14 protein-coding genes are annotated in these 16,502 nt (G+C 63.6%); all 14 read right to left on the bottom strand.

Features of this window, described 5'->3' with window-relative positions; translation table 11 throughout:
- Positions 1-31 precede the first annotated feature (31 nt).
- The 14 genes from Q7514_RS23225 to Q7514_RS23160 all read right to left on the bottom strand — a co-directional run bounded on the left by Q7514_RS23225 (position 32) and on the right by Q7514_RS23160 (position 16,458).
- Positions 32-514, bottom strand: coding sequence for a MaoC family dehydratase (locus Q7514_RS23225; protein ID WP_330135619.1), 483 nt, complete (start codon positions 512-514; stop codon positions 32-34).
- Positions 515-1,035: 521 nt separating this feature from the next.
- Positions 1,036-2,331 (bottom strand): acyl-CoA dehydrogenase family protein, encoded by a 1,296-nt coding sequence (locus Q7514_RS23220; protein WP_330135618.1) that lies wholly within the window; start codon positions 2,329-2,331, stop codon positions 1,036-1,038.
- Positions 2,332-2,394: 63 nt separating this feature from the next.
- The gene (locus Q7514_RS23215; RefSeq protein WP_330135617.1) at positions 2,395-3,444 is read right to left on the bottom strand and encodes a phosphotransferase family protein; all 1,050 of its coding nucleotides are present in this window, start codon (positions 3,442-3,444) and stop codon (positions 2,395-2,397) included.
- Positions 3,445-3,540: 96 nt separating this feature from the next.
- On the bottom strand, positions 3,541-5,415 hold the full coding sequence (locus Q7514_RS23210) for a GAF domain-containing protein (protein ID WP_330135616.1): 1,875 nt from the start codon (positions 5,413-5,415) through the stop codon (positions 3,541-3,543).
- 70 nt (positions 5,416-5,485) lie between these two features.
- Entirely contained in the window at positions 5,486-6,730 is a 1,245-nt protein-coding gene (locus Q7514_RS23205) for a bifunctional 3,4-dihydroxy-2-butanone-4-phosphate synthase/GTP cyclohydrolase II (RefSeq protein ID WP_330135615.1), read from the bottom strand.
- Between the two features lie 4 nt (positions 6,731-6,734).
- Complete coding sequence (locus Q7514_RS23200; protein WP_330135614.1) at positions 6,735-7,229, bottom strand: flavin reductase family protein; 495 nt, start codon at positions 7,227-7,229, stop codon at positions 6,735-6,737.
- A 64-nt stretch (positions 7,230-7,293) separates the two neighbouring features.
- Positions 7,294-8,391 (bottom strand): LLM class flavin-dependent oxidoreductase, encoded by a 1,098-nt coding sequence (locus Q7514_RS23195; RefSeq protein ID WP_054714124.1) that lies wholly within the window; start codon positions 8,389-8,391, stop codon positions 7,294-7,296.
- 42 nt (positions 8,392-8,433) lie between these two features.
- A complete protein-coding gene (locus Q7514_RS23190) occupies positions 8,434-8,853 on the bottom strand; it encodes a nuclear transport factor 2 family protein (protein ID WP_330135613.1) in 420 nt (139 codons plus the stop codon).
- Positions 8,854-8,996: 143 nt separating this feature from the next.
- Positions 8,997-9,722, bottom strand: a complete 726-nt coding sequence (locus Q7514_RS23185; RefSeq protein ID WP_330135612.1) for an SDR family NAD(P)-dependent oxidoreductase — start codon at positions 9,720-9,722, stop codon at positions 8,997-8,999.
- Positions 9,719-11,683: an LLM class flavin-dependent oxidoreductase gene (locus Q7514_RS23180; protein ID WP_330135611.1), complete on the bottom strand. Its 1,965-nt coding sequence runs from the start codon at positions 11,681-11,683 to the stop codon at positions 9,719-9,721. Before Q7514_RS23180 ends, Q7514_RS23185 begins: the two co-directional genes overlap by 4 nt.
- Positions 11,684-11,751: 68 nt before the next feature.
- The gene (locus Q7514_RS23175) at positions 11,752-13,389 is read right to left on the bottom strand and encodes a long-chain-fatty-acid--CoA ligase (RefSeq protein WP_330135610.1); all 1,638 of its coding nucleotides are present in this window, start codon (positions 13,387-13,389) and stop codon (positions 11,752-11,754) included.
- Complete coding sequence (locus Q7514_RS23170) at positions 13,386-14,426, bottom strand: LLM class flavin-dependent oxidoreductase (protein WP_330135609.1); 1,041 nt, start codon at positions 14,424-14,426, stop codon at positions 13,386-13,388. Before Q7514_RS23170 ends, Q7514_RS23175 begins: the two co-directional genes overlap by 4 nt.
- 116 nt (positions 14,427-14,542) lie before the next feature.
- A complete protein-coding gene (locus tag Q7514_RS23165) occupies positions 14,543-15,295 on the bottom strand; it encodes an SDR family NAD(P)-dependent oxidoreductase (RefSeq protein WP_330135608.1) in 753 nt (250 codons plus the stop codon).
- Positions 15,296-16,032: 737 nt separating this feature from the next.
- On the bottom strand, positions 16,033-16,458 hold the full coding sequence (locus Q7514_RS23160) for a LapA family protein (RefSeq protein WP_330135607.1): 426 nt from the start codon (positions 16,456-16,458) through the stop codon (positions 16,033-16,035).
- Positions 16,459-16,502 lie beyond the last annotated feature (44 nt).

The raw sequence follows: 16,502 nt of genomic DNA, 5'->3' as shown, positions 1-16,502 counted from the left end.
ACAATGTCGGCGGCGAGCCTGGAATGTTCGGTCAGGACTGCTCGACAACCCGCGCGATGGATACGGCGACGACGACAGGCTTGGGGGAGCCTTCACGCTCCACTACATGGTTCGTGGTGACCTGAATTCCGCCGGGGACCAGTTCGGCCGATGCTACGGTGGCGCGCAGGCGAATCCGTGACCCGACGGGAACGGGCGCTGGGAAACGCACCTTCTCGTATCCGTAGTTGAGGCTGTGCGCAAAGCCGTCGAAGCGGATGAGTTCCGCGGAGAGCGCCGGCCCGAGAGAGAGGCTGTAGAGCCCGTGCGCGATGGTGCCACCGAGATCGGTCGCCACAGCACGAGCCGGATCGACATGAATCCATTGATGATCCCCGGTCGCGTCGGCAAACGCGTTCACTCGCTCCTGCGTGACGTCGTGCCACTCGGTGGGGCCGAGTTCTCTTCCGATCAGCTCGGTGAGCTGGTTGAACGTCTTCGGGCTGACGGGACGGGCAGTGGTGGTGTCGGTCATGGATCTCCCTTGGCGATTGAAGCTGACGTCAGCTTCAATTCTAGCAGGATGTGAACCAGAGTCGCGTCGCTCGAGAGGCATCGCGGTGAGGCTTTCACGCAAGGTTGCCGTCGGTTCCGGCGGAGGTGGCGGCATCGGCGCCGAGGTGGACTTCCGTGCTGAAAAGTTGCTGCTAAAGGTCTTCCGCAGTCCCTATGTCGTCGGGTGGGTTCGCGGAGATGACTGTGATCGACGAGGGGAACGCAGTCCCCGCGCCCGAGTCGCTCGACGAAGGGCAGCGCGGTCGTCCTTTGCACGACCACCACCTGGCAGCGGGACATCGTCACCGACAGGCCCGACCCTGACAGGGCCTGAGGCCTGCTCGTTGGAGACGGTGAGCCGGGTACCGCCGTCGGCCAACGCGATGGCCTGTCGCCGCAGCCGCTGACAAACGCGTGTCCGGTGAATGAGCGCTACTCGGACCGATTTCTATAGTCGACCTAAGAGTGCTGCGGGCTGATCAGTCGGAAGTTCGATTCGTGTCAGACCGAGGCAAGCACCTCGTCGAACACTTCGGCGTATCGATCCTGCGCCGCGCGACGACGGGTGGGCACGTGCTCGGTCGGGACCCGGTTCGCCGGTGCTTCGTAGCCACGGAGGACGAGCTTGGCGACGGTGTCGCGGTGCACCTCGTCCGGACCGTCGTAGAGGCGGGCCGCGCGGGCCGCCCGGTACATGAAGTCCAGGGGAAGATCCGAGCTGAACCCCAGCGAACCGTGGGCCTGGATGGACCGGTCGATGATGTCGTGCAGGATCTTCGCACCGAAGTACTTGATCATCGCGATTTCCTTGCGAGCAGCCTTGGTTCCCTGAGTGTCGATCACCCACGCTGCCTGCAGTGTCATCAGACGTAGAGCCTGCATCTCGGCGGCGGAGTCGGCGATCCAGTTGCGAATGGTCTGCTTCTCACCGAGGACGCTGCCGTGCGCGAAGCGGTACGTGGCGCGTTCGCACATCATGTCGAAGGCGCGGTTGGATTGGCCGATCCACCGCATGCAGTGGTGGATTCGGCCAGGCCCGAGCCGCTTCTGGGAGATCAGGAATCCGTCACCGGGAATGCCGAGCAGGCCATCGGCGCCCACACGCACATCCCGCAGCACGACCTCGCAGTGCGAGCCGTAGGTGTTCTCCCGAGGTGCCGGGTTCTCCATAGATGCGATATCGCGCACTACTTCGAGGCCGGGTGCATCGATCGGGATGATGAACTGCGAAGCGCGGCGGTGCCGCTCGGCGTCGGGGTCGGTGACGGCGACAACGATGACGAAATCGGCGGTCGATGCGTTGCTGATGAACCACTTGTGTCCGTTGAGGACCCAGCTGTCGCCGTCCCTTACGGCGGTGGTCTGAAGGTTCGTCGGGTCGGCGCCGGCGTTGTCGGGTTCGGTGAGTGCGAAGGCCGAGTACTTCTCGCCCGCCAGGAGTGGGTCGAGCCAGCGGCGCTTCTGCTCGTCGGTGCCCACTGCGGCGAGGATCTCGGCGTTGCCGGAGTCCGGTGCCTGGCAACCGAACACGAGTGGACCGAGTGGAGAGGAACCGAGGATTTCGTGCATCAGGCCGAGCTTGACCTGGCCGTATCCCTGGCCGCCCAGTTCGGGATCGAGGTGTGCAGCCCACAGTTGCTGGGCTTTGACCTCCCGCTGCAAGGGAGTGATCGCCTTCAGCAGCTGCGGCCACGTCAGCTCGAGAGTTTCGAGCGGGTGGATCTCCTCACGCACGAATGCGGTCATCCAGTCAAGCTTCTGCTGGAACTCGGGCTCGGTGGAAAAGTCCCATGACATGTTTCGTACCTCCGGTGTGCGGTGTGCGGTGTGCGGTTGGCGGATCGGGCGATCGGGGGTCGGTCAAAGAAGACGAAGGGTGCGGTCGAACAGTTGGAGCGCGTACCTGTGGAGGCGATCGCCCACCTCAGTGGAGGCCTGCCCGGAGCAGGCACGGGCGTAGGTGCCTTCGAGGATGATGCCTAGCTTGAATCCGGCGAGGGCGGTGTACCAGTCGATGGCATGCAGATCGCGATCGGTGTTCGCGGCGTATCGGCTGAGTAGCTCCGCACGGGTGGGAAGGCCGCCGGCCGAAGCGAGGCTGCTTTCCAGCAGGTCGGCGCCGCCGTCGGTGTCGGGCCACATCGCGAAGATCCATCCCAGGTCCAGCAACGGGTCACCGATGGTGGCCATCTCCCAGTCGACGATCGCCGTAACTGTCGGTTCGTTTCGGTCGAACATGATGTTGGAGACGTGGTAGTCGCCGTGCAGAATGCCCGGTGTCCAATTGTGGGGGCGATTGTCGTCCAGCCACGACGCGATCCGATCGACGCCGGGAAGCAGCACTGTGGAGTAGCCGGGCAGGAGCGTGTACGACTCCAGTTCGCTGTTCCACCGGCCGACTTGACGTTCGAGGAAGCCTTCCGGTCGGCCGAAGTCGGTCAGTCCGATCGCGGTGTGGTCGATCCGGCCGAGTTCGGTCAGTGCGTCGATCATTTCCAGGCCCATGCGATACCGAAGCTTGCGGTCTGCGGTGTGGGCAGGGGAGAGGCATTCGCCGGCGTTGTAGCCATCCACAGCGTGCATCAGGTAGAACACCGCACCCAGTACGGCAGTGTCCTCGCACCCGGCGACGAACGTAGGGTGGGGGACGAGGGTATCGGACAGTGCCCGAAGCAGTGTCATCTCTCGTGACATCATCCGATTCGAGTGCGGGCGCAGATGTTTCGGTCCTCGACGTAGGACGTATTGGGTCTCGGAGCGTTCGAAGCCGAGCATGATGTTCTGGGTTCCGCCTCCGATGGGTGCGACTGCGGTGAGATCGCCGGTACCGAGGCACTGAGCGTCCATCCAGTCCCGCACGGCGTTGAGATCGACTCCGAGGAGGTCGTTGTCTGTGGTGTCGGTCTGCATGATTAGAACGTATCGACCGTGTCTTTCGGTGGCACTGCATCTTTCGAGCGAGGTTGTAGACTCCTACAATGCTCGCCGGGCGCGTATGGATACCGGTCAGCGGGCTGCGAAATCGAGGATCTGGAAGGCCAGGCGTGCCGAGAGCAACACGTCGAGGCTGGTCGGGTCCAGGCCGGTCAGTTCCTTGATCTTGCCCATTCGGTACCGCACCGTGTTCTCGTGCACATCGAGTGTGACGGACGCGCCTTGCACGCGGCCTTCGGCCGAGACGAAGGCTCTCCAGGTTTCGAGGAGCACCCCGTCGTCGGCGGTACGGACAGCGTGGACGTACTCGTGGGCGAAGCGGACAGCTTCCTTGACGCGGCCAGAGCTGACGACGACCCGGAACAAGCCGAGTTCGGTGACATCGAGGACACCCTCGGACCATTCGAACGAATGCGCGATATCGGCGACCTCCCGCATCTCACGCGCCGCCTGCGGAAAGTCTGTGACCTCACGGCAGATCCCCGAGATGACGGTGACCGAAGTTGCCAGTTCGGGTTGCAGGGATGCCCGTGCGAGGGACACCTGATCACGCAGGCGGGACAGTTCCTCGGCCGATCCGCCGTCGGGTAATGGCACGAGCACGATGATGCTCCCCGGCAGCTTGACGGCCGCCGGTTCGTCGATGCCGAGGATCTCCCGAAACCTGCGCGTGACGAGTCGCTGTGCTGCCGACGCCGTCATTCGGAGATTTGCCGAGAGCGCGAACCGGACCATCACGTGGGGGTGGGTCAGATCTATTCCGAACTGTGGGCCCCGGCGCAGCAGGTGTTCCTTGTCGCGGGTATTGCGCAGGAGGTCGGACAGATAGTCGTCCCGGGCCTGCCCTTGTGTTTCGATCTGCCGACGTTCGGACAGGATCTGCAGAGACAGTACAGTCGCTCCATGTTCGGCGAGATTGGTATCGACAGTTTCGAGCGACCTGCCCACTTCGACGATGCCTAGGTAGCCGCTGGGTTTTCCTTCGATCACGAGGCGGCACATCAGGTGTCGGCGACCGAGCCCCACGGACAGGGTCAGTGGGACCACTGCGGATGGGCGTTCCGGACTCAGCGCAGCGAGTTCTGCCTTGACCGACGGCATGGCGCGGATCTGATCCGAGATCACCGGGGGACGATCGAGGCCGAGTGCAGGAGGGGCGGCCCAGGCGAGTACCCGGAAGTCCTCGTCGTAGAGCACGACGGGTTTGGCAGACAACTCACTGAGCAGTGTCACGATGCTACGGATGTCGGCGCCTTCGAGAACGGCATTTGTGAGTTTGCGGTGCACGTCGGCCAGGTACGCAAGTGTGTTGCGGCTGCGGGCGATTTCCGATGCCTGACTGCGCAGGCGGACGTTGAGCATCGCTTGGCTGATGAAGAGAGCGCTCAGTTGCGCGAACATCTCAGCGATCTCGATGTCTTCTTGGGTGTAGACGTGCTCGCGGTCCTTGTTGTCGACGAAGAGCAGTCCGATGACCTCACCGTCGAACACCAGTGGGACGCCCAGCATGGCGCGGACCTGCCAGTGCTCCATGGTGCGCCGGTGTGGCCGCGGATCGTTTGCGACGTCATTGATGAGTACGGGCCGTCCGGTTTCGATGACCTCCCGACTGAACCGGTCGCCAGCGACGCCCGACTCCTGTCGTTTGACGGCCTCGGTGATGTCTCCTTCGTCGGAGCAGTGACCAGCGGCACCGCGGAAGCGGCCACCAGGCTTCTTGAGGTAGAGCGACGAGCGTGACACCCCGGTCACACTGCAGAGTTTTACGCATACCGAGCGCAGCAACTGTTCGAGATCGGCATCGCCGATGGCCTCACCGGTGATCTCGGCGAAAGCGGTGATGACGTCGCGTTCGCGTGGCCGACCGGTCGGGGAAGGCATCGTCTCTGCGGCCACGTCAGGATGCGGCCTGCTCATCGCGGTATCCGTGCTCGGCGCCACTGCCATGCCTTGTCCTCACTTCCGCGGGTCGATCGCTGCCCCTCGGTGTTGTCGAGAATCACAATCTACCGCCATCTCAGGTGGCGATCACATCACGAACCTCGGTGTCGAGTTCGTGGCCCATCCTTGCCTGCTTCGTGCGTAGATACCGTACGTTGTGCGCGGTAACGGCGGTGGGGAGTGACACTCTGCTGACAATGTCGATTGAATAGCCTTCCAGCCCACCGAGTTTGCTCGGATTGTTGGTGATCAGCCGCATCCGACGGACGCCGAGGTCGGCAAGGATGCGAGCACCCACTCCGTAGCTCCGCGAGTCGTCGGGTAGACCCAGCGCGCGGTTGGCGTCGACGGTGTCAAGTCCTTGCTCCTGCAGTGAGTAGGCGCGGATTTTGTGGGCGAGTCCAATTCCGCGACCTTCGTGGCCCCGGAGGTACACCAGCACTCCGCATTCTTCGCGGGCGATCTCGGCGAGCGCTCGTTCGAGTTGGGCGCCACAGTCGCAGCGCAGGGATCCGAGGATGTCACCGGTGAGGCATTCACTGTGTACCCGAACCAACACGCCGTCCTGCGTGCGTCCGGCGGCTGCCACGTCCCCCATGACCAGTGCGAGGTGCTCGGTCCCATCGAGGATCGAACGGAAGGCCACCGCCCGAAATTGGCCGAATTCGGTGGGCATGGTCGATTCGGCGACGAGTTCCACGAAGGGTTCGGTCGCGGTGCGATACCGGACCAGGTCGGCGATGCGCAGCATCGGCAGACTGTGCTCACGGGCGAACTCGATCAGATCGGTACCGCGTCGCATCGACCCGTCCTCGGCGACGATCTCGCCGATCACCCCCACGTCACCGACCCCGGCGAGCCGAAGCAGGTCGACGGTCGCCTCGGTGTGGCCTGCACGGGCCAGGACACCACCTTCTCGGGCGCGCAGCGGAAAGATATGGCCCGGCCGTCGCAGGTCGGCGGGCGCCGTCGTATCGGAGGCGAGGGCGCGAACGGTCGCGGCCCGGTCTTCGGCGCTGACGCCGGTACCGGTGGACATGTGATCGACGGTGACGGTGAAGGCGGTGCCGTGCGCGTCTGTGTTGTGTTCGACCATGAGCGGTAGATCGAGCGCGTCCGCGCGGTGGCCTGTCATCGGTGCGCAGATGATGCCGGTGGTGTGCCGAACGATGAACGCCATCTGTTCGGTGGTCATCGTCGAGGCGGCAGCAACGAGGTCGCCTTCGTTCTCACGGTCGGCATCGTCCACGACAACGACGATGCCGCCGGCCGCGAGGGCTTCGACCGCAAGCTCGACATCCTGGGCGGGGGTCCGCGGCATGGCGTTACTCCTGTCCTGCGCTGTGGGTGCCGAATGTGCGCCGGTGATACGTCAGCGGCGGCTGGTCTGTCCGATCGGCGTGCTCGACATGCCCGAGAACCACGACGTGGTCACCGCCGTCGACCAGCTCGGCGACACTGCAGGCGACCCATCCGGGTACGCCGTCGATGCGGGGTACACCTTCGGACAACGTCCATCCGATGCCGTCGAACTTGTCGGTGCCCTTTCGGGCGAAGGTCAGGGCAAGGTCGCTATGACCACGGCCGAGGACATTGATTCCGAACCTGCCGTACTCACGCACTGCGGCGAGCAGGTCGGAGCCGCGATCGAGGGCGACCAGGACCATCGGAGGGCTGACCGACAGCGAAGCGAAGGCGCTCACAGTGGTGCCGTGAGGGCGGGCACCGTCGAGCGCGGTCACCACGGTGACCGGGGTGCACACACTGGCCATCACATCACGAAACTCGGCGGTGAAGTCTTGGGTGGCAGGGGAAGTCATTCTGTCCTCCGAAGGGAAGGGGGAGGCGGTGCCCGGTATGTGTCCGGGCACCGCCCAGCGGGTGTCAGGCGCCGGCCGGAACCGGCGCCTTCATCTTCTGAAGCTCGGGGACGACCTTCTCGCCGTAGAGCTTCAGCGCCTTCTCGGCCTGGTCGATCGGCATGCCACCGAACGCGAATGCGGCGTTGGCGAAGAAGTCGCCGACCTTCTCATGTCGGGCGGCGTACTTCTCGACGATCTGTTCGGGCGTGCCGTAGACGTTGGCCTCGACGTAGGCGTCGGCTGCGGCTTCCATGCCCGCTTCGCGGATCATGTCTGCGCCCACCTGATATGTCTCGTAGCCCTTCGTGTTCCGCCAGTGCTCGCCGGCGAAGTCGTAATGCTTGATGACCGACAGGAAGTAGCGTGCAGTGTGCTCGTAGGCGAGCCGGCGCGCTTCCTCCTCGTCCTCGTGGCAGACCACGAAGTCCTGGATGACCGGCGGCAACGGCTCGGTGCCCCAGCGCTCACGGTATAGATCGCGCCACCGGTTGATCGTCTCGACGTGCTTGTCGAACTCGAACTGCATGAAGGTCATCATGCGAACACCGAGGTCGGCGATGACCGGTACAGAGTCGGGCGACATTGCGGCACCGAACAGACGGTCGCGTCCCCACTCGTACGCCGGATTGGGCGCGGGGCGGATGTCGACGCGCGACTGCGGGTAGAACTCCCCGCCTGGGTTGTCGACGACTCCCGTACGCAGGCCTTCGATGGTGATCTCGGCGCCTTCGATGAAGCGTCCGCGGGCTTCATCCATCGGAATGCCGAATGCATCGTATTCCATCTTGGCCAGCCCGCGGCCCATACCGTAGAGGGCGCGGCCGCCCGACATCATGTCGAGCATCGTCATCTTCTCGACAACGCGGACAGGGTTGTTCCACGGCAGAATCACCGCACCGGTACCGAGCTTGACGGTCGAGGTGCGTGCTGCGAGGTACGACATGATCTGCATGTTGTCCGGGCACATCGAGTAGTCGTCGAAGTGGTGTTCGGCGGACCAGACCGCGTTGAAGCCGTACTTCTCTGCCGCGACGCCCATCTCGAGCTCACGGATGAATACCTCTTGATCGCTGACGTTCTCGTGGTAGTTCTGAAACACGAGCAGCATTCCGACATCCATGGATGTATCTCCTTGCGTAAGTGGGTGAATGGGGAGAGAGAATCAGAGGAACACGGCCCGTGTGTGTTCGGTGTCGAGGAACTCCTTGACGGACTGGATGAGTCCATCTCGGACTTCGAAGACGAAATGGTAGAGGTTGTTGTAGACGCGGCCGTTGTTCATCTCCGAATACGATTCGGTTTCCACGGCGACACGGTCGCCTTCTGCGGTCCATGCAAGCGGGGTCAGTGTGATTGCGCCGGACTTGGTGTTGGCGGACAGCCCTGAGAGCATCTCGCGGAACTCCTGTTTGTCCTTGGTTCCGGAGATCCCCTCGATGGTGCCGGCAACCCACCACGTGGCGGTGGGTGCGAGGTAGCCGAGGATCGATTCGACATTGCCGGTGGAGAAGACCTCCATGAATTCGGCGATGAGCTTCTTGTTGGCGGCTTCGAGACTTCCGGCGCTCGCGACGTTGTCCATGTGAGCTCCTTCGGGAGGGTTTCAGCGAAACATGCAGTGTAGGAATAACTTCCGATCTGCTGAAGTCGAGAGTAGTCGCGCTGTTGTGGTGCGGATCACGCTGTCTTTTCGGATCGTTGTAGGTCGCTACAACAATGTGGAGGTCAGGAGCGGGAACTGAATGAGCTCATCAGTCCGCCGTCGGTGGCAACAATGCTGCCGGTCATATAGGTCGAATCAGTGACACCTACGATGACCTGCGCGATCTCCTCGGCAAGGCCCGTGCGACCCATCGGAATCGCTGCGATCAGCCGGTCGCGTGCGCGTCCGGCCAACGCGGATGTCATGTCGGTATCCACGACCCCGGGGATCACCAGATTCACCCGGATCCCCCGTGGAGCCAGCTCGACGGCCAACACCTGGGTGAGTCCGTTGAGTCCGGCCTTCGCCGCGCCGTACGCGACATCTCCAGGAAATCCCCGAAACCCCACGACGGCACCGACATTGATGATAGACGCGCCCTCGTTCAGTCGTGGGACCACGCTGCGAGCGAGTTCGAATGCGCCGGTGAGGTTGGTAGCGAGTACCTCGTCCCAGTGCGTGCGCGAGACGTCACCGATCCGGCCGCCGCGATGCACGCCGGCAGCATTGACAACCACATCGAGCGAGCCGAACGTCTCGAACACCGTGTCCACCGCGAGCCCCAAGGAGGACGCATCACTGATATCGGTGGGGATTTCCACAACCCGCTCCGGGTGTGTCCACTGCTCGGTGGCGGGCTTGCGTGCGAAGACTGCAACCCGATCGCCGCGCGCGGTCGCGTTCTCGACGACAGCGCGCCCGATTCCGCGGGAACCGCCGGTGACCAGCCAGGTCTTGGATGTACTCATCGGTTCAGGAATCCTGTCAGCTCGGCGAGGTAGCGATCGCGCTCCTCCAGGAACGGTGCGTGGCCACTGGAGTGGAACTCGACGACCTCGGCACGGTTGTTGAGACCCAGTACGGCTTCGGCGGCCGAGAACGGGACGAATGCGTCGGCACGGCCGTGCAGCAGCAAGATCGGGATCTCGAGTGAAGTGATCTCCTTGCGCAGATCCACCGTAGCCAGATCGCGCAGAGAATCGTCACCGCGCGGCCCCATTGCCATGAACATGTCCCAGATCGAATCGAGTACCGCCTCGCCGGGGTCCTCGGCGCATACTGCAGCAGCCACCCCGCGGAAGGTTTCCGCGCGGTTGGCGGCAGCCGAAGCCAGCACGCCCTCGACGTCGGCCACTGTTCCACCGTGCGGCCAGTCGTCGGAAGCGGTGTACCGCGGGGAAGCGCCACCGGTCAGTACCAGCGCCGAAGCGCGGTCTCCGAGCTGCGCTGCCGCCGCGGTCGCGACGGCGCCACCGAGCGACCAGCCGTTGATCACCGGTTGTTCGAGGCCGAGGTGGTCGACGAGCCGAACGATGTCGGAGGCCAACGTGCCAATCGAGACGTCGTCGAAGTCCTTGTCGGAGCGGCCGCAGCACCGCAGATCGACGGTGACAATCTCGTTTCCGTTGGCGCGGAGCGCTGGAAGCGTTGTGTCCCAGGCACGGGTGGTGGCGCCCCAGCCATGGATCAGGACGACCGGCCGGCCCTCACCCCGGTGGTGTTCGAAGTAGATGCTTCGGTCGTTCTCGACGGGCAAGAATCCCATTGTGTCCTCCGTTATGAATGGGGAAGTGGAATCGAACGGATGAGTAGAAGCGGTGGAAGTCGGGGTATCGCGCAGCGCACGGGGAATCACGGGCTCACGATCCCGGAATCGGGGGATGACATGCTCGGCGAACAGTTCGAGCGACCGCATGACCTTCTCGTGCTCGAGTCCACCGAATCGCATCCAGCAGATCAGATGCTGCAGGCCGGTCTCGTCGTGCAGGGTGTCGAGCTGCCGGATCAATCCCTCCGGGTCTCCTACATAGACGACGCCGCCATCTCGTAGACCCTCGACGGTCATTCCGCCTGCCTCTTCGGTCGCGGTGACCAGTTCGGCATACCGTTCATATGTCGGCGGTACCCCGGCTCCCTGCGGAACCGCCGCCAGAGCGGCATCGAAATACCAGGTCAGAGCGTCACGTGCGTTCTCGACCGCGGTTTCCTCGTTGTCTGCGAGGTGGATCTGCCAGTTCATCGGGAAATCGAGGTCGAGGATGTCGCGACCGTGATCGCGCAACCGTCGCTTCGCGCCGACGACGAAGGAATTCAGTTCGGGCATGGTCATCAATGTGGGAGTGACCAGCATGTTGTAGCCCTGGTCGGCAGCCAGGTCGAGGGTCTCGGGACTGATCGAGGCGATGTAGATCGGCGGGGTCGGGCGCTGCACCGGGGTAGGCCGGCAGTCGACCTTGTCGATGTCGAAGTGCCGGCCGTGAAAGGAGAACGGCTCGCCCACGGGTTTGCTCCACAGTCCTCGTATGATCTCGAGAGCTTCGACGAATACTCCTCGGCTCTCACCTTGTATGTCGCCGACACCCATGTTGTGGAACTCCTGGGGCTGGTAGCCGCGGCCCACACCGAAGTCGAGGCGCCCACCGGAGAGGACGTCGACCATCGCGTAGTCCTCCGCGATGCGTACCGGCCAGTCGAAGGTCAGGTTGCTCACCGCGATGCCGATCCGCATTCGTTCGGTGCGCTCGGCGATTGCCGCGGCGGCGACCTGCGGCGAGGGCATCGACCCGTAATCGGAGCCGTGGTGCTCGGCCAGCCATACTTCGTCGAAGCCGAGTCTCTCTGCGTAGGAGATCTGTTCGAGCATCTCCCGGTAGGCCCGCGCGAAATCGTGATCGGGGCATTCGAGGACGTAGAAGATCCCGAACTTCACGGTGTTCCTCCTCGTGACGGATGTCCCTGTGCGGGCCGGTGGAACCCGACGCTAATGTGACCGGCGCCTCACGTGAGAGAACCTGCTGCGGGACTGTTGTCGGAATCCACAAACAGTCGATTCTCGACCGCGCCGCGCAGGTGCTTCTTGTCCAACTTGCCCACACTGGTGCGTGGAAGGGACTCGACGATCTCGATGCGCTCGGGCAGCCACCACCGCGGAACGATCTCGGTCAGGGCGTCCAGCACACCGGCAGGATCGAGGGTGTGCCCGCGCTCGGCAGCGACAAACGCCAAGGGCCGTTCTTGCCACCGCTCGTGCGGCACCGCGACCACCGCCGCCTCCGCGACGTGCGGAATCGTCACCAGGGCCTGTTCGAGCGCGAGCGAGCTGATCCATTCTCCGCCGCTCTTGATCAGGTCCTTGGCCCGATCGACGATGGTCAGGTAGCCCTCGGTATCGATGGTGGCGATGTCGCCTGTGTGCAGCCAGCCGTCGGTGAACGCTTCGGGGTGTTCGTCGCGGAAGTAGCGTTCGGCCACCCACGGACCGCGCATGAGCAGCTCGCCCTTGTCCACGCCGTTGTGGGGAACTACAGCACCGGTGTCGTCGACCAACTTCCACCGCAGGCCGGGCAGTAGGCGGCCTTGCCGTCGGATGTAGTCGTATCGCTGCTGCGGATTTCCGTCGGCCGAACGTGGGGGGCGCGCGAAGGTTCCCATTGGGGACATCTCCGTCATGCCCCAGCCCTGGTACGCGGGCACCCCGAGATCTTCTTCGATGCTGCGGATCAACTCTGCCGTCGGAGTCGAGCCGCCGAGAACGAGTGCGCGCAGACATGTCAGGTCGATACCCGACGACAGGGCGTGACGGACCAGGTCGACCGCGACCGTCGGCACCATGCCGGTGTACGTAACCTGTTCGTTCGCCAGGATCGTCGCAATATGGGGTACTTGGGGATGCGGCCCGGGAAGAACTTGATCGGACCCGGACATCAACGCGGCGAACGGAATACCCCAGGCATTGGCGTGGAACATCGGCACGACGTGGCAGACGGTGTCGCGTTCACCTATCGCATGCCCGTCGACGAGGCACGCCGTGAATGTATGTAGGTACAGGGCCCGATGCGAATACCCGACGCCCTTCGGTGGGCCTGTGGTTCCGGAGGTGTAACACAAGGCGGCAAGGTCGTTTTCGTCCCGGGTCACGGGCGCGGCGAGTGGTTCGGCGGCGGCGATAAGCGTGTCCTGGCATGGCAGAGCGGTATCGTCACCGTCGGTGGTGATGATCGGCATGTGGGGGCGCCGTGTCCGCGCTGCGTCGAGCAACGGAAGTAGCGATGTGTCGGCGAAGACGATTCGATCGTCGGCGTGGTCGACGATGTAGGCGATCTCGTCGGGTTCGAGCCGCAAATTGATGGTGTGCAGTACGGCTCCCGCCAACGGCACTGCCATGTACAGCTCGAGGTGACGGTGGTGGTTCCACGCGAGGGTGGCAACGCGGTCGCCGGGGCGGACACCACGATCGATCAATGCCGCCGCGAGTCGCAGCACTCTGTCGGCGTAATCGCCGTAGGTGTACTCGAAGGTTTTCTCGCCGTCCCGATACTGCGTGATGGATTTGGCGGAGAACAGATGTTGTGCCCGGTACAGGAAGTCTGTGATGACGAGCGGGCTGGTGGAAGCCGTAGCCGGCACCGGGGTCATGCGGTCACCTCCGGTCGGGTGGCGGCGATCGCCGCGCGGACCTGTGGGATCACCTTCGAGGTGAGCAGTTCGATGCGGGCCGAGCCGCTGTCGACCGGTTCGCCGGGCAACTGCGCCCAGAAATGCACGTCCTTGATCTGGGGGCGGTTGGCCAGCAGCGTCGTGAGTTCGGTGACCGCGGTATCAGCATCCCAGAGTGTGAACGCCCCGCCGTCGAGGAGATCCTGTGGCGTCGCAAACGTAGGGACGGACTCGGGCGGGCCGAATGCGCCCATCTCGATGTACCCGTTGATCTGGTACAGAGCGTGCTGACCGATCCGTGCCCATTCGCGTTCGGGGTCGTCGGCCACTACGGCCCATTGACCTGCATAGATTCGTCCATCTTCCCGCGACCGGCCGACTCGCTCGAGCGCATCGAGATACATACTGTGATGCGCATTCTGCGTGCTGAGGTAGCCGTCGCCAATCCGGGCGGCCCGCTCGATCGCGGGTTGGGTCATCGCTCCCACAAGAAGGCGCGGGACGGATTCGGGTTGTGGAGTGACCGGAAGGGCGGGGAAATCGTATCGCTTGCCGTGGAACTCGGTGGGTTCGGTCGACCATGCTCGACGGATCAGTTCGACGCCCTCTTCGAGGAGGCTGGGCCGGTTGCGGAGAGATCGGCCGAAAGCCGCGAATTCGGGTTGCCAATAGCCTTGCCCCACACCGAGATCGAACCGGCCTTCAGTGAGCAACGAGAGTGTTGCGGCGTCCTCGGCGAGCCGGATCGGGTTGTGCAGTGGAGACACGATGAGATTCGTGCCAATTCGGAGCGATTCGGTGCGGGCGCCGATCGCGGCGGCCAGCACGAACGGCGACGGGGTGTACCCGTCCTCCATGAAGTGGTGTTCGGTCAGCCACACCGACTCGATTCCGCAGTTTTCCGCCCAGCGGATCTGTTCGAGACTCTGCCGATAGAAGTCGGTGAAGGTGCGCGGCCATCGAGCCGGGTTGCGAAAGTCGTACCACAGTCCGAAAGTGCAGTGTTGATCGTCCACGGTGTATCTCCTCGATCTCGATCGCATCGCTTATGTCGTGGATCACACAATGTCGTGCCCGCCTCAGCCGGTGAAGAGGTCGGGGCGGGCACGTTTGTCGGCGGGTCCAACCGTCGTCAGAAGTTGCCTTTCGCCGCCCAGCCGCCATCGACCGGGTAGATCTCTCCCGTGAGGAAGCTGCCCTCACGCATGAGGTACGCGACCATCGACGCAATCTCCCGAGGTTCGCCCAGGCGCCGCACGATGTGGGCGTTCGCGTTGGCCTGCTTCATCTCGTCGGTGATGTCGGCGAGGATCGGGGTGTCGATCGTGCCGGGGCAGATGGCATTGATCAGGATATTCTTCTCTCCGTACTCGTACGCGGCCTGCTTCGTCAGCGAGACCACTCCACCCTTCGCCGCGGAGTAGGAAGCCAGATTGGGTAGACCACGCAGAGCCGCCATCGACGCGATGTTCACGATTCGGCCGCCACCACGCTCGATCATGTTCGGGATCACCGCTTGCATACCGAGCCACACGCCTTTGAGATCGGTGCCGATGACATGTTCCCAGGCCTCTTCCGTGAGGCCGACGACGTTGTCCTCGCTGATCATGTTCACCACACCGGCCACGTTGGCGAGCAGGTCGATACGGCCGTGCCGCCCAATGACCTGGTCCACGGTCTCGGCCCAGTTGCTCTTCAGCCGCACATCCAGTTGATGCGCCTCGGCTTTGCCTCCTATCTCGAGGATCGAGTTGACGGTCCCGGTTGCGTCCTGGATGTCCGCGGCGATTACGGTGGCACCTTCTGAGGCGAGCCTCTGCGCCGTGGCCTCGCCGATACCTTGTGCGGCGCCGGTGACAATTGCGATTCTTCCGTTCAACGACATCGAGTTCTCATTTCTCACGTGGGAACGTGTGGGTGGGGGCAGGAGCGGAGACAAGGGCTCCTCGCGAGATGGAATCTGTTGGGCACGCGATGTTCCGGTGTCTCCGCCTGTTCGGTGGCGGCCGGTGCACATCCTGCGTGGTGCACACGATACGAAGTCGGTGCGGTCCTCGGAACACGCTTCGTGTCAATGGTTGGAGGAGAGCACAAACGACGTCAGGGGCTCACAGAGATCCACGAGCCGCTGCCCGGCGCTGAGTGCAGTGCGTGAGCACATTCGTGGTTTCGCCGAGCTCGTGGTCGAGCGCACGATGCCGGTTGGTGAGGATTCGGTGCGGTGGATGGCGGGGCAGTCAGGTGGCGACCAGCGCTTGTTGCACTTGGCATTGCTTCGAGCGTGTCCTGGGGGACAGGGAGGCCTCAAAGGTGAATCCGACGATGAGATTCTTACCTCGGTTAACAGACCGGCTGTTCTTGGCGGGTGCTTTTCCGCGGGCTGAGCGAAGAGACGAAACGCTCCCACCATGAGACATGAGAGAGGTCATTGGTGGGAGCGTCGTCGTTCGACCCGGATGTCGGGGGAATCCGGGTCGAACCTGAAGGCTATCGCCGAGCCGAACGTGTTTCCTGTCGAGGAAGGATGAAACGGGGGGGTGAGAACAACCCTCACTGAGCTGGTACACCGGTGCGAAGCAAGCCTCCGCCGGTGCTTCAGCGACACGCGTGACGTTCTCACGATCAACCGCGTGGATTGGTGCTGAGTCCGCGTTGTCTGTTGGCGGCGTGACGGAGCTGCAGGATCCGCAGGCCACCGGCGATGCCGACGATTGCGGCCCCGCCGATCGCAGCGAACAGCAGTGCCACCCCCAGCGGCAGCGAGAAATCCCACCCGAACAGTTCGAGGGTGATGCTGTCGAGGTTCTGCAGGATGAACACCAAGAGCAACAGCAGAATGAGCACGCCGGCGATCAGCGCGGTCCAGAGTGCGCCGGTGCGGGTGCCCCTGATGCCCTTACCTCGGGCGACATCGGGATGCAGGTCGCTGCGCGCGTCCGGATCGGGCGTCTTGCCCGATGGGGGCACTGGGCCGCTGCTGTGCCGCGGCGATGGCGAGAAGTCGGGGTCCGGATCGTCTGAGCCCGGGCCCTTCGAGGTGGTGGACATGGTTGGTGGGGTACCCACATTCCGTTCCGACTATTCCGGTCCCG

It is taken from the genome of Rhodococcus artemisiae (assembly GCF_036327795.1).
Lineage (GTDB): Bacteria > Actinomycetota > Actinomycetes > Mycobacteriales > Mycobacteriaceae > Rhodococcus > Rhodococcus artemisiae.
Note: the sequence above shows the minus strand (reverse complement) of the source record. Positions and strands in the feature narration are given on the sequence as shown.

Excerpts from the sequence above, each read along its gene's own strand:
- Q7514_RS23225 (WP_330135619.1), bottom strand. The coding sequence starts at position 514 with ATGACCGACACCACCACTGCCCGTCCCGTCAGCCCGAAGACGTTCAAC.
- Q7514_RS23220 (WP_330135618.1), bottom strand. The coding sequence starts at position 2,331 with ATGTCATGGGACTTTTCCACCGAGCCCGAGTTCCAGCAGAAGCTTGAC.
- Q7514_RS23215 (WP_330135617.1), bottom strand. The coding sequence starts at position 3,444 with ATGCAGACCGACACCACAGACAACGACCTCCTCGGAGTCGATCTCAAC.
- Q7514_RS23210 (WP_330135616.1), bottom strand. The coding sequence starts at position 5,415 with ATGGCAGTGGCGCCGAGCACGGATACCGCGATGAGCAGGCCGCATCCT.
- Q7514_RS23205 (WP_330135615.1), bottom strand. The coding sequence starts at position 6,730 with ATGCCGCGGACCCCCGCCCAGGATGTCGAGCTTGCGGTCGAAGCCCTC.
- Q7514_RS23200 (WP_330135614.1), bottom strand. The coding sequence starts at position 7,229 with ATGACTTCCCCTGCCACCCAAGACTTCACCGCCGAGTTTCGTGATGTG.
- Q7514_RS23195 (WP_054714124.1), bottom strand. The coding sequence starts at position 8,391 with ATGGATGTCGGAATGCTGCTCGTGTTTCAGAACTACCACGAGAACGTC.
- Q7514_RS23190 (WP_330135613.1), bottom strand. The coding sequence starts at position 8,853 with ATGGACAACGTCGCGAGCGCCGGAAGTCTCGAAGCCGCCAACAAGAAG.
- Q7514_RS23185 (WP_330135612.1), bottom strand. The coding sequence starts at position 9,722 with ATGAGTACATCCAAGACCTGGCTGGTCACCGGCGGTTCCCGCGGAATC.
- Q7514_RS23175 (WP_330135610.1), bottom strand. The coding sequence starts at position 13,389 with ATGACCCCGGTGCCGGCTACGGCTTCCACCAGCCCGCTCGTCATCACA.
- Q7514_RS23165 (WP_330135608.1), bottom strand. The coding sequence starts at position 15,295 with ATGTCGTTGAACGGAAGAATCGCAATTGTCACCGGCGCCGCACAAGGT.
- Q7514_RS23160 (WP_330135607.1), bottom strand. The coding sequence starts at position 16,458 with ATGTCCACCACCTCGAAGGGCCCGGGCTCAGACGATCCGGACCCCGAC.